Below are 13,396 nucleotides of genomic sequence, written 5' to 3' on the forward strand. Positions count from 1 at the left end.
CCCTTTTGCATACGGAATAAGTGTACAGAATGCAGTTATCTCATAGATTTCGGCAGGGTCCGGCCAAAGCTGGTGTGAAAAGCTGAAGATCAGCTTCCACCGCGCATAATCTGCTCAAGCAAAGCTGAAGATCAGCTTCCACCTGCGCATAATCTGCTCAAGCAAAGCTGAAGATCAGCCTCCGCCGACTTCATCTACTCCAATAAGCCGCTGCAGAGTAAAAACACCAGGCAGCGATTCTCCAATAACCGGAAAATCGCTGCCTGGTTGTTTTTTTAAAATAAATCGAACGATTTATTCTCTATTTACCAATACATAGTGTAAGACCGAAGGAGGGATTGAGAGGGATGAAACATCCAAATGAATATTCTCAGCTCATTGCGCTAACGGTAGCCGGCAGCCGTGAAGCGTACAGTGAACTATATGAAGCAACGATTCGGGATGTGTATCAGACCGTTCATTTTCTCGTTCGCGAAACCTCCGATGTGGATGATGTTGTTCAGGAGATTTATATTCAGATGCACCGGTCGCTTGAGCAATTTGACGTCAATCGTCCTTTTAGGCCTTGGCTTATGGGGCTGGTTATGCGGCAAATTCATGCCTATCGAAGAAAGAGATGGACGCATCTCCGAATGGTCAAAAAAGTAGAGCAGACTGGTCTAAGGATGGAACCTGATTTCACTAGTGATGTTGTGGACAGGTTAGCTAACCGCCGTTTACTAGCAAGTGTTGATCGTCTTCCATTTAAGCTGAAGCAGGTGATTATTCTGCACTATTTAAATGAATATTCACAGGAAGAAAGTGCCGCGATACTGGGTATCCCTCTGGGTACGGTGAAATCCCGTATTCATGCTGCACTGCATAAGCTTCGTCAGAAGCCAGAAAATCATACTCTTTTTAAGGGAAAGGTGGAGGACCTGCATGAATTTCAATGAAGAGTTACGGACAGTTCTGCAGGAAGAGGCGAGAAATCTAAGTGCCCCACCGGAACTGAAGGAGCAAATACTAAATCAGACCGAGACTAGGTTAGGGGGAAGACGAATGAAAAAATGGCTTGTAGCAAGCATTTTGGCGGCTGCATTATTAATTCCTACTGGAGCATATGCCGGATATAATTATTTGGCGGATACCCTGTATGGCTCACAAGCAACTGCTGCTACGATTGGATTAACCCAGCAACAATATGACAGGCTTGAAGCCAAGCTGCAGAGCGCGAAGCAAAGTTTTAACGAAGAGGAATTCACAAAATTGATGTCATTACTAGAGGAATTGGGAGCTTACAATCTGCAAATGGCCGATGCTGAAGGAGTCTTTCACCTGGAACAGTTAAGTGCGAAGGATCAAAAGGCATATAACGATTTACAGGTTGAGCTTAAACCTTATTTTGAGAAAATGAATGAAACGGAAATCCCTAAGGCAAAGGCGGCTGTCGTTGATCGTGATACTTTCTGGGATGGCTTGCTGGAAAAAGCAGAACAGAGGCTTACTAAAGAAGAGTTTGCGGAGATCGAACAATTAATAAATGAGTTGCAAAGCTATGATGCCAAGGTATTTGATGCAGATGGAAGTGTTCATATGGATCGGCTTTCGAAAGAGGAGATACAAAACCAAGAGAAGTTAATTGAAGCGCTCGGCCCTTATATAAATAAGCTGGACATGATGATTAAACCTAGTTCTTAGTTGAATTTAAATGCATGTATTGAATAACGATGGATAGAAGTAGCATTAGAAAAGCCACCAGAAAAGGTCTAATACACCTTGTGTTCTGGTGGTTTTTTACATTCGGCTAATTTGTATTTTATACATCACTAATTGAATAAATGTATAATCAATTGAGTCAAAAAAAGTATTTGACCACTGGAATAATTAGACATATTATTATTTAAATACTATTGATCTATATATGAATCATGATGGCGAAAGGTGGCTTTGATCATGAAGCAGATGACCATTCGTGCAGAACTGGCGGACTACCTCAAGAAGAATGGAATAACAATTAATCAATTCGCAGAGGTATCTAAAGTAAATTCAGGCACGATTAGCAACATTATGAATGGGAATCGTCCTATAGCCATGCAGCAATTAGATCGGATTACAAAAGGTATGGGATTAGAGGAAGGCTGCTTTTACGATATGTATGTGGAGGAGTGTTTTATACATTCCAATCCCAATTGGAGACGTCTTCGACCTTTTCTATATCGCTGTGCTGAACTAGATAAGCTGGAATGTATAAGCCGGGTGATTGGAATCATGATGGAGAGCCTATCTTATACACACCCGTTGTTTGATACAGCAGAAGATTTCTTTGCACAAGGGAAATATGAAGCTGCAGCGTTGTTATACCGGAGTGTGGCGGAGAGTGAGAAGTATCAGCATTCAGAGCGGCTGGCTTTTTGCCAATACAGATTGTTTACGATTGCTCTAGGGGGCGATCAGGATGTGAATTTGCGGGCAGCGGTGCAGTTTGAGGGCTTTGTAAATCGGCTTGATGAAGTTGATCAGCTTGACGCACTGAAGGTTCTGGCGAATACATATAGCGCTTTGAGGCATTGGGATAAGGTAATGGTAATGACTAAGGAATTGGGCAAAAAAGCATCCATTCAATATAATTATAATAATGAGCGAGCCAGAAAAAACGGGGTACAAAAGGAACCTGCAATGCCCTTATTTTCATATATTTTATATTCTTATGTGTTACGTTCAGTAGTTTACAGAGAGCTTGGAGATTATGATAGAGCATTGCATTATATCAACCTATACATGGACATGAGCTGGATTCGTGAGGATACGGAGGAAGCTTTGCAACTCATGAATCAATGTATGGGTTGGGCGCAGGCTAATATTTTTTTGCTGAAAATTTTAAAAGGTGATGCAGCAATGCTTCCGGAATATGTGACCTATATTGAAGATAGAAAAGAAGAATTTCTTCCAGGCCTGTTCAAAATCCTTCAGGCAGCCAACCACTATGATTTTAATGTGGATGATATTCTTCAGCGGTTTGAGCCAGAAATATCAGATTTTAGAGATCAGCAGAGAAATCTTAAATGTTATAATCGACAAATTATCGAAGACAGATACACTTTTTTTATGGCTGAAATAGCATTGTATTATATAAGAAGAGGAAAATATGAGCTTAGTATAAAATATATAATGGATAGTTTGGAGACTTCTGTAAGGATTAATAACGAATCATGTATAATTAAGTGTGTCGGAATGTTTGAGCAGCTTCGGCATATTGCATCTTTAGAAACGCAGAAGGAGTACCAGAATCTGCTTAGAATCAATGAAAAGAAAAATTGCTTTGTTATTGACAGTGCTTAGTAGTGATAGTTTCATAGAAGATATCAATCAAGAGAGTTCTCAATTAAATCTGGTATCGCTTTTTTTTTGAATTCTAGTAATGCACTTCAATGTAAAATTAAGAATTTGACATATACCTCTAGAATATTTCATTAGGGAGGTAGTGTTAATGAATGATCAGGAAATTATCCAAAAGAGAATAGAGGGTGCTAGAAACAAACTTTATTTGATGGAGAGGCAACATGGAGGGCTTTCGCATCCAAATGTGATCAGACAGTCCATGAGATTAGATGAATTAATTAATCAGTACAATAAAGCAGTACATAGTGATAACGAGAATTGAAGAGAATGGTAAAACACCCTACATAATGATATTGCAACTTCTGATGAAGTATAGAGCCAGCGCTGTGCGCGGGCTTTTTGGCTTGTTGGAGCCCATAAAATAAATCAATGCTGCACGCTTGTCATGCCCGTCTGCATATTGCGGCCAAGTCCCTCATAGACATGTACTAATCAATGCATTCAAAACAGGTTAAGGGGATGATGTCATGCGCCGGATAACATGGGTACTCGCGATCATTATGAGCGTGGCCCTGGTGATGACGGGGTGCGGGAAGAAGGATGCCGCTTCCGTAGTCAAGGATTTGAACAATGTGGCTGACAAGTTGGAAAGTAAGCAGGGAACGTACCAAGGTTCTGGCACAATGACCCTGTATACCGGGGAACAGCCGCAGGAGTATAAGGTAGAGGTATGGTACAAGAATCCTTCCTACTACCGGATCAGCTTGGCAAATGTTCAGAAGGATATTACGCAGATCGTACTTCGTAATGATGAGGGAGTATTCGTACTCACACCAAGTATGAATAAGAGCTTCCGCTTCCAAAGCGATTGGCCGGATGATCAAGGGCAGGTCTATCTGTATCAGACGTTGGTTCGTGGCATAGTTTCGGATAATAATCGCCAATTTGTGGAAGATGGAGATAACTATGTGTTCGAGGTAGCCGCGAATTATCAAAGCAATGCCCTTGTACGACAAAAGATTTGGCTTGATAAAAAGACTTATGAACCTAAACAGGTTCAAGTCTCGGATTCTGAAGCGAAGGTAGTTGTAAACGTGAAGTTTGACACCTTCAAATTCGATACGGATTTCACCAAGGATTCTTTTGATATGGAAAAGAACATGGCCTCGGGTAAGTCCGCAGAGAGCACAGTAGCTGAGGTTGATGAGAATGGTAATCCAATTACAGCTCCTGAAGGCCAAGAACCGGCTGAGCAACCAGTGGCTGCAGAGCTTGGAGACTTTGGGATCATTGAACCTGATTATATTCCAGCTGGTGTAGAGTTTAAGGACTCCCATAAATTGGAGGGGAACAAAGACCATGCTGTTCTCATCCGATATGATGGGATTTATCAGTACACTATTATGGAATCCCGTCCACTGGACCGTGCGGTAGCACTGGCGCCTGGAACCCTGAAAGACCTTGGTTTTACATGGGGAGTTCTGAGTGGGGATGAGCAGCAGACATTGACTTGGATGTCTGAGGGAGTAGAGTACCGAATTACAAGTGCCAATCTTCCTGCTAATGAAATGATGCAAATTGCCGCTTCTATGGAGGCACAATCGGGTAAATAATAAAAAGTAGGCGGATACTGCGTTTTGTGGGATTCTTTCCTCTACAACGTAGTATCCGCTTTTCTTTATTTGCCGGGGCTCCAGCACACATTGACAGCCACCTTCTGTAGCATTACCATTGGTACTAAGACAATGATTAATGCAATGCAGCAATGACGTTTTACTACAACGTAAGAAGGTGACTTGAAGTGCAAGCAAGCTATCGACCGACAGTAGCCGAAATTAATCTGGATGATTTGCGTGCCAATTACGAAGCCTTTCGCCGCTACTTGCCGGCAGAGACAAAGTTTATGGGATGCGTCAAAGGAAATGCGTACGGCCATGGAGCAGTGGAAGTGACACGGGAGCTGGAAAGACTCGGAGCAGATTATGTTAGTGTGGCTTTTTTGGATGAAGCATTGGAGCTGCGTCAGGCGGGAATACTGATTCCTATACTGGTGCTTGGCTACACTTCCCCAGAAGGAATAGCCGTTGCCTGGGAGAACCATGTAACTGTAACACTGTTCACACCGGAGGTACTGGAGGCTATAAGACAGCTTCCTATAGATCCGGAACATCGGCTGAAGGTGCATATCAAGATTGATAGCGGGATGGGACGACTGGGTCTTTTACCAGCTGACGCACCTGCATTTATCTCTGAAGTGCAGTCTGTTGCGCAGGCGGAGCTGGAGGGTATGTTTACCCATTTTGCCAAGGCAGACGAACAAGACAAAAGCTATACACTGGAACAGCATCGACGGTTCATGAGCGTGGCGGAAACGCTGCGGGAGCAGAACATTCAGATCCCGATCATACATACGGGCAATAGCGCTACGGCCATTGATTCACCTTATTTATCCAGCAACATGGTGCGTGTAGGCATCAGCTTGTACGGATTTTATCCCTCCACAGAGGTGAACCGTCAACTGGTAGAACTACGTCCGGTATTGACGCTGAAGACGCAGGTTGTATATGTCAAAAGCCTGCCTGCCGATTGGGGCGTCAGTTACGGCACTAGGTACATCACAGAGAGCGAGGAGATTATTGCAACGCTACCTGTGGGGTACGCAGATGGATATTCCCGCATGCTAACTGGCAAAGCGGAGGTGCTAATACGTGGACGCCGCGTTCCTGTCGTCGGAACAATCTGCATGGATCAGTGTATGGTATCACTCAAATCTTTCGCTGCAGAAGCGGAACAAATTAAAGCAGGCGAAGAAGTTGTTCTCATCGGCCGTCAAGCTGACGTGATGATCACGGCAGACGAGTTGGCTCTCCAGCTTGGAACAATTCACTACGAGGTTATCTGCATGTTGGCTCATCGGGTGCCCCGCGTTTATATAAGTGAAGGCACACTTCCTAAATTAGTAAATGCTCTGCTCACAAACTGAAAGTTCTTGACAGTGATGTTATACAAGGGAGAAAATAGAAGGAATTGTATCGTATTAGGAGATGTGACTAAAAGCCTATACGAACCACCATTTCTAGTTTATAATGGGATGCAGCATACTTGATATACTGGCGGCATATATTCCTTGTATAAAATTCCTTGTATATTGTAACACTGGAACACAAGGGCAGAAGGTTTGTGGGGGTGGAAGAGAAGGTGGCTAATTTGCAGAACACCAAAAGAATCATGATCAGCTTGCCCGATCATCTCTTGCAGGAAGTGGACGGAATTGTTCAATTGGAGAATTCCAACCGGAGTGAATTGATTAGGCAGGCCATGAAGCTGTACTTGAGCGAACGGAGGAAACGTTCCATCCGGGAGTCCATGCAGCGCGGCTACATGGAAATGGCTAAGATCAACTTGACCATGGCATGCGAGGCTTTCCTCGCGGAGGAAGATGCAGACAGCACTCTTGGCCGCTTAGTAAGCGGGGTGTAGACATTGATCGTTAAACGTGGCGATGTTTTTTTTGCTGATCTTTCGCCGGTTGTAGGTTCTGAACAAGGCGGAGTAAGGCCAGTTCTGGTCATCCAGAACGATATTGGCAATCGCTTTAGCCCGACGGTAATTGTGGCTGCAATCACAGCCCAAATCCAGAAGGCTAAGTTACCTACACATGTGGAAATTGACGCAGCTGCTCATGGCTTTGACAGAGATTCTGTTATTTTGCTGGAACAGGTTAGGACGATTGACAAACAACGCTTAACTGACAAGATCACCCACCTTGATGATGAAACGATGAAAAAGGTGGATGAATCGCTGCAAATCAGCCTTGGTCTGATTGATTTTTAATCACCCTAGGTTATAGATAACTCATGAGATTGGCGCTCGGGTACGAATCCGGGCGTCTTTTAATGTGCGTTTTTGCGTATAGTAAATAAAGAATCGTTAGGTCTTCACTTTTTGAAAATGATCTGATATTATTAGACCGTACGGTCGGTTTAGGAGGTGCTTAGAATCAAAGGACGCTCAGACGGAGAAGAAACTAAAAAAAGAATTGTGCGCAAGGCCACGCAGTTGTTTGTACAAAAGGGTTATGCTGCCGTAACTATGAATGAAGTTTGTGTAGCCTCGAATGTCAGTAAAGGCAGTCTGTATCACCATTTTCCGAGCAAGGATGAGCTTTTTCTATTTGTAGTGGAAGTGGATACGTTAGAGTGGCTGCAAGCGTGGGATGATAAGAAACAGGAAATTGTAGGGATCGAAGAACGATTTTATGCGTTAGCCGAACACTACGCAAATGATTTTCAGAATCCATTGATTCATGCGCTCGAGGAATTCTCCAGAAGCAGATGCCACCCGGAAGAGATTAGCAAGCGGCTTTCACTTCTTTATGAAGCAGCCTCACATGCTTGTCGTGATCTTTTGAAGGAAGGTATTGAAACGGGATATTTGGTAAAGGGCGACTTAGAGAACTATGTAATCATCGTGAGTGGCATGCTTGAAGGGATTGGAAGAGTTTCTGAATTCTCGATTCATGAGAAGACCCAGGAGGATATAAAAAAATATTACCGGGAAGCAGTAAATTTATTATTACAAGGGATCCGTACGGGGTAAGATAACGAGGGGCATGAAAAGAAGCTTTACATTCAGGAACATGAAGGCTGAAGCTTCTCAAAGGCACCGGAATAGGAAGGGTTATTTTTTTAATATTATTTAGACCGGATGGTCGGTCTTAACATGCATAATATTCGAAGTTTTGGCTTTAAACACACGGAGGGTTAATACAATGTCATTGTTACTTAGAAACAGAGGCGCTATGCTGCTTGTTATGCTTAATATTTTTCTGGCTTTTACTGGAATTGGGCTAGTAGTCCCAATAATGCCAACCTACATGAATGAGCTTGGGATCAGCGGAAGTACTGTCGGGCTCTTGGTCGCCTCCTTCTCGCTTGCCCAATTATTAATATCGCCATTTGCCGGCAGATTATCCGACAGAATCGGTAGAAAAAAGGTGATTGTAGCAGGTTTGATCGTGTTTGCGATATCGGAGCTGATTTTTGGTCTGGCCAATGTACCTTGGCTCTTGTTCGTTTCGAGATTGCTTGGTGGTGCAGGAGCTGCTTTAATTATGCCGGCAGTTATGGCTTATGTAGCGGACACGACTTCTTTTGAAGAGAGAGCTAAAGGAATGGGGCTAATTAATGCAGCCATTACCACCGGCTTTATTATTGGTCCTGGGATTGGAGGTTATCTTGCTGAGCTTGGAATGCGGGTACCCTTTTTCTGTGCAGCGGGTGCAGCTGGAGTTGCAGCTCTAATTACAGTTTTAATTTTGCCTGAGTCTCTATCTGAAGAGAAACGTAAGGAAGCGACGTTATCAAAAAATAATCAGGAAAGCTTCTTGACGCAGCTGATGCGTTCTTATCGCGAACCGTATTTTTTCGGCTTAATTATTGTATTTGTTATGGCTTTTGGGCTGGCTAATTATGAAACGGTGTTCGGATTGTTCGTGGACCATAAATTTGGCTTTACGCCTAAGGATATCGCTTTTGTAATTACCTTTGGTTCTATTGCAGGTGCGGTGGTGCAGGTGTCCGCGTTTGGCTGGATCTTGAATAAATTCGGGGAGAACAAGGTGATCTCCACTTGTCTTATAGTCTCATCATTGTTTATTCTGCTGACCTTGTTTGTAAGCGGCTTTTGGGCGATTATTACGGTTACCTTTATTGTGTTCTTTGCAATGGATATTCTGCGTCCAGCAGTAGGCACACAGCTTTCCAAGATGGCCGGAGAATCGCAGCAAGGTTTCGTAGCGGGAATGAACTCAGCTTATACAAGTCTCGGAAATATTGCTGGGCCTATCGTCGCAGGGTATTTGTTTGATCTTAGTATTAACTTCCCATATGGGGCAGCCGCGCTCGTTCTGGCTTTGTGTTTTGTATTGTCACTGAGTTCCGGAAAACGGGGAATGGGACAGCGGGCGTAATCGCCGAATCCGGGCTCTGACCACTCTACCATGCCTCGCTTTATCGCACAGCGGTTCAGTACAAAGCGCGCTATTCGGGCTGGTCTTTGGTGCAGAGCCGAATCTGTGATACTATTTTAATTATGAGATCAAGATATGTATAAGCAGATTGTGTACGGGAAGAGGGATACTAATGGCGGTAGATAACAGCAATACGGAAGTCATTACGGATGAGGCAAACGCACAGCGGGAGCAGGAATTGATAACCGTAGCGATTGCCAAGGAATTGAACATTAGTCTGAAACAGGTACGCACTACGGTAGGACTGCTGGATGAGGGAAATACCATTCCGTTCATCGCCAGATATCGGAAGGAAATGACGGGTGAGCTGGACGAGAATGCGCTTCGTGATATTGAAGAACGGCTGGGTTATCTTCGCAATCTAGGCGAACGTAAAAAAGACGTTATACGCAATATTGAAGAGCAGGGTAAGCTGACCAAAGAGCTTCATGAGCAAATTATCAATGCGGTCAAGCTTCAGGAAGTAGAGGACTTGTATCGTCCCTTCAAGCAAAAGCGTAAGACGCGGGCTAGTGTTGCGAAGGAAAAAGGACTTGAGCCGCTTGCTAACTGGATCTTGGAGCAGCAAAGACAAGGGGATCCACAGACTGAAGCATCGAAATATATTGATGTGGAAAAGGGAGTAGAGAGCGCAGACCAAGCGCTGCAAGGCGCACTGGATATCATTGCCGAGAACATAGCAGATGATCCTGCGATCCGCTCTTGGGTTCGCCAGTATACAGCAAGTCAAGGTATTCTTGTGTCTGAAGCAAAGGATGCAGAACAAGAATCTGTATACGAAAATTACTATAGTTACCGTGAACCTGTACACAAAATGCCACCTCACCGCATCCTAGCAATTAACCGTGGTGAGCGTGAAAATATATTAAAGGTAGGCATTGAGGTCGTCACTGATAAAATTCATGCCTATATCGCACGGAAGATCATTAAAGGGCCATCCCCGGTGAAGGAACTGCTGGAAGCAGTGACTGAGGATGCCTACAAACGTTTGATTGCTCCTTCTGTAGAGCGTGAAGTTCGTGGAGAGATGACCGAACGTGGGGAGAACCAGGCGATTTCGATCTTCTCTGGCAATCTACGTAGCCTTCTGCTGCAACCGCCAGTGAAGGGACGTTGTGTGCTGGGTGTTGACCCTGCATACCGTACTGGCTGTAAGCTGGCTGTTGTAGACGATACAGGTAAGCTGCTAGAGGTAGCTGTGACCTATCCGACGCCGCCGAACAACAAGAAGCTCGAAGCTGCTGCTAAGTTCAAAGAGTTGATTGCTAAGTACGGCATTCAGCTCATCGTAATCGGCAATGGTACAGGCTCGCGTGAAACGGAGCAGTTTACAGCAGAAGTGATTGCCGAGATTGGCAATCCAGAGCTGGCGTACCTGATCGTTAATGAAGCGGGAGCGAGTGTCTATTCGGCTTCCAAGCTGGCGCAGGAGGAATTCCCGGATCTGGATGTAGCGGAGCGCAGCGCGGCTTCTATCGCCCGTCGTGTGCAAGACCCGCTGGCGGAGCTGGTGAAAATCGATCCGAAAGCTATTGGTGTGGGACAGTACCAGCATGACGTCTCCCAAAAGCATCTGGAGGAGAGTCTTAAAGCCGTCGTGGAATCAGCGGTAAACCATGTTGGCGTGGATGTGAACACGGCATCTCCTGCCTTGCTTTCTTATGTGGCAGGAGTTAATGGAACAATTGCTAAGAATATCGTTAAATTCCGGGAAGAGAACGGCAAGTTCACGACTCGGAAGCAGCTGCAAAAGGTACCTCGTCTAGGTGCCAAGTCCTATGAGCAATGTATCGGCTTCCTGCGGATTCCAGGTGGAGACAACACCTTGGACCGCACGCCTATTCACCCCGAGTCCTATCCGGTGGTGGATCGTTTGTTCCGTGAGCTAAGCCTCGATGTGAATAAGCTTGGCAGCAAAGAAGTGGCCTCACAGCTTGAGGTGCAAAATGCCGAGGAGCTGGCTGTGAAGCTGGATGTCGGCGTGCCTACGCTGCGCGACATCCTGGAGAGCTTGCAGCGTCCGGGCCGCGATCCGCGCGAGGAGCTGCCGCTGCCGATCTTCCGCACTGATGTGCTGAAGATCGAGGACCTGATTCCTGGCATGGAAATGCAGGGAACCGTCCGCAATGTTATCGATTTCGGCGCATTCGTCGATATCGGCATCAAAAACGATGGGCTGGTGCATATTTCCCAGCTCAGCGGCAGCTTTGTGAAGCACCCGATGGACGTTGTCTCCGTAGGAGACAATGTCACCGTCTGGGTGATGGGGGTTGACCTGAAGAAGGGCCGGGTCAGCTTGACGATGCGTCCGCCGCGTGTTGAGGCGGGAAGCGTAAAGTAGACAGATCGCAGGGATCCTCAAAGAACGACAACAAGAAGCCAGTCTCCATTATTGGGGACTGGCTTCTTGTTAATTATTTTCAGCTGGAACCCTTTTTGTCATTATAGGAGTGAAGGACGTGCACTCTTTGGGTAAGTTTAGAGTAACAGTTGAACTAATGGCTTATTACTAGGAGGAGATAGATGTGGGAAATCCATTGAAAGAATTAAAAAATAGTGTGAATGGCCTGAAGCAATCCCTTGACGGAGTAAAGCAATCAGTAGAGGGGTTGAAAGAACCTATAGATGAGATGAAGGGAAACATTCAGATCACGTTGGAGCAGGCGAAGGACAGATCTGAGGGATTCAAATCGGAGATCAATCGTATGAAGGAATGTGTGGAGGAAACTAAGCTGGTTGTTAATGAGGCGAAGGAAACGGTAATGGAGGCGGGTGAGGTGCTTTACACTCAAAAACGCTATAAAAGATTGTTGAAGAAGCAAAACCGAAAAATGCAGCCTGCAAAGGCAGGTCGCCGTTTACTATAATCAGCCGGAAGTCCAAACATTCACCGCAGTTACAACCCGTACCTTTTAATTATAGGAATGAGAGGGAAGCGCATTTAAAAAAATCTGCAACAGCTCATTTACCGAAGCCTCCATATTGGAACGTTGCTCAGCTGCAAGCCAATCCTCTTGAATGATGATGTAGCTGCAGGAGCTGCTTTTTAAATAGCTGTATATTATTTGTGCTTCGTCAATTTCATGGCGCCCGATCGCTGCCGGGGTCTGATTGGGTTCACTCTGAAAGGTGTTCATAATCGCTGACTTTATTGCCGCTTGCAGGTGGGTGATATCCAGTTGATCATATTGTAGCTTGGTATGGGACAGGATACGATTGCCCTTGAGCAGAATGAGTTTAAGCGTCTGTTCATTCATGGCCTCAAGAACTGCAATATTCTGATTCTCCTGTGCGAATTCGATGACCTTCTCTTTGTGAATCAGGAAGCTGACAGCTCCAATATAATCCCTGTATTTGGCGGCGGTTTCGAAGTCATAGTGCTCCGCGGCCACTGCCATCCGCTGCTCCATTTCCTCGAGGATGCTGGAATCTGAGCCGTTTAGTAAGCCAATGACCCGATCAATAATTTTATTATATTGAACAGCGGCATCTCCGCCTGCACACATCCCTATGCATAGGCCAAGCGAATGGTTTAGGCATAGAGAATTTTTAAAGCTAGGGTTGCTGCAAAGGATTTTTGAGCTTTCTTTAATGCCTTGTACTGCCCGTTCAACCGTGCTTCTGCTTGTATAGGGACCCAAAACCTGAGTGCCTTCTTTGACCGCAGGATCATACGTAATCTCTAACGAACGTATTTTTTCATCCGCTCCTATTACGATATAGGTATAAGCCTGCGGATTTTTCATTTTTTTATTGTACATGGGTTTGATCTCTTTAATTAATTTGCATTCCAGCATAAAGGCTTCGAATTCGGTATCCGTAAGGATGATTTCCAGATCTTTAATATTTCTTACAAGCTGCTTAACCTTTGGGGAATGAGATTTTGAGTTTTGAAAATAAGATTGGACTCTCCGTTTTAACTGTTTTGCCTTGCCAACATATATAATATGACCGAGATTATCCTTCATGAGATAAACGCCGGGAGTTAGGGGAAGGCTTTTAAGTTTTTCTGTTAAATGAATGGTAACCCCGCCCTCTCATAAG

At 44.8% G+C, this 13,396-nt stretch carries 13 protein-coding genes; 12 read left to right on the forward strand and 1 reads right to left on the reverse strand.

From position 1 onward, the window contains the following. The first annotated feature begins 347 nt into the window (after positions 1-347). The 12 genes from MKY54_RS05930 to MKY54_RS05985 all read left to right on the forward strand — a co-directional run bounded on the left by MKY54_RS05930 (position 348) and on the right by MKY54_RS05985 (position 12,219). A complete protein-coding gene (locus MKY54_RS05930) occupies positions 348-935 on the forward strand; it encodes a sigma-70 family RNA polymerase sigma factor (protein ID WP_339189903.1) in 588 nt (195 codons plus the stop codon). Then, on the forward strand, positions 922-1,680 hold the full coding sequence (locus tag MKY54_RS05935; protein ID WP_339189905.1) for a DUF3600 domain-containing protein: 759 nt from the start codon (positions 922-924) through the stop codon (positions 1,678-1,680). Before MKY54_RS05930 ends, MKY54_RS05935 begins: the two co-directional genes overlap by 14 nt. A 255-nt stretch (positions 1,681-1,935) precedes the next feature. Next, positions 1,936-3,321: a helix-turn-helix transcriptional regulator gene (locus MKY54_RS05940; protein WP_339189907.1), complete on the forward strand. Its 1,386-nt coding sequence runs from the start codon at positions 1,936-1,938 to the stop codon at positions 3,319-3,321. 148 nt (positions 3,322-3,469) lie between these two features. After that, entirely contained in the window at positions 3,470-3,643 is a 174-nt protein-coding gene (locus tag MKY54_RS05945) for an aspartyl-phosphate phosphatase Spo0E family protein (protein WP_076129534.1), read from the forward strand. Between the two features lie 205 nt (positions 3,644-3,848). Beyond that, complete coding sequence (locus MKY54_RS05950) at positions 3,849-4,934, forward strand: outer membrane lipoprotein carrier protein LolA (RefSeq protein WP_076129533.1); 1,086 nt, start codon at positions 3,849-3,851, stop codon at positions 4,932-4,934. 188 nt (positions 4,935-5,122) lie between these two features. Continuing rightward, the gene (gene alr, locus MKY54_RS05955) at positions 5,123-6,304 is read left to right on the forward strand and encodes an alanine racemase (protein ID WP_036686775.1); all 1,182 of its coding nucleotides are present in this window, start codon (positions 5,123-5,125) and stop codon (positions 6,302-6,304) included. Positions 6,305-6,519: 215 nt separating this feature from the next. Continuing rightward, on the forward strand, positions 6,520-6,801 hold the full coding sequence (locus MKY54_RS05960) for a CopG family ribbon-helix-helix protein (protein ID WP_025698676.1): 282 nt from the start codon (positions 6,520-6,522) through the stop codon (positions 6,799-6,801). A 3-nt stretch (positions 6,802-6,804) separates the two neighbouring features. Further along, complete coding sequence (locus tag MKY54_RS05965) at positions 6,805-7,155, forward strand: type II toxin-antitoxin system PemK/MazF family toxin (protein ID WP_036686777.1); 351 nt, start codon at positions 6,805-6,807, stop codon at positions 7,153-7,155. 156 nt (positions 7,156-7,311) lie between these two features. Further along, on the forward strand, positions 7,312-7,920 hold the full coding sequence (locus MKY54_RS05970) for a TetR/AcrR family transcriptional regulator (protein WP_081383506.1): 609 nt from the start codon (positions 7,312-7,314) through the stop codon (positions 7,918-7,920). Positions 7,921-8,092: 172 nt separating this feature from the next. Continuing rightward, entirely contained in the window at positions 8,093-9,292 is a 1,200-nt protein-coding gene (locus MKY54_RS05975) for an MFS transporter (protein ID WP_076100052.1), read from the forward strand. Between the two features lie 172 nt (positions 9,293-9,464). Further along, complete coding sequence (locus tag MKY54_RS05980) at positions 9,465-11,693, forward strand: Tex family protein (RefSeq protein ID WP_076280193.1); 2,229 nt, start codon at positions 9,465-9,467, stop codon at positions 11,691-11,693. A 184-nt stretch (positions 11,694-11,877) separates the two neighbouring features. Beyond that, entirely contained in the window at positions 11,878-12,219 is a 342-nt protein-coding gene (locus MKY54_RS05985) for a hypothetical protein (RefSeq protein ID WP_076186722.1), read from the forward strand. A gap of 45 nt (positions 12,220-12,264) precedes the next feature. On the opposite strand, the gene MKY54_RS05990 is transcribed toward MKY54_RS05985, so the two are convergent. Further along, entirely contained in the window at positions 12,265-13,320 is a 1,056-nt protein-coding gene (locus MKY54_RS05990) for a GIY-YIG nuclease family protein (protein WP_339189909.1), read from the reverse strand. Between the last annotated feature and the right edge of the window lie 76 nt (positions 13,321-13,396).

Origin of the sequence: Paenibacillus sp. FSL P2-0121, from assembly GCF_037975345.1 — a bacterium.
Classification (GTDB): Bacteria; Bacillota; Bacilli; order Paenibacillales; family Paenibacillaceae; genus Paenibacillus_AQ; species Paenibacillus_AQ odorifer.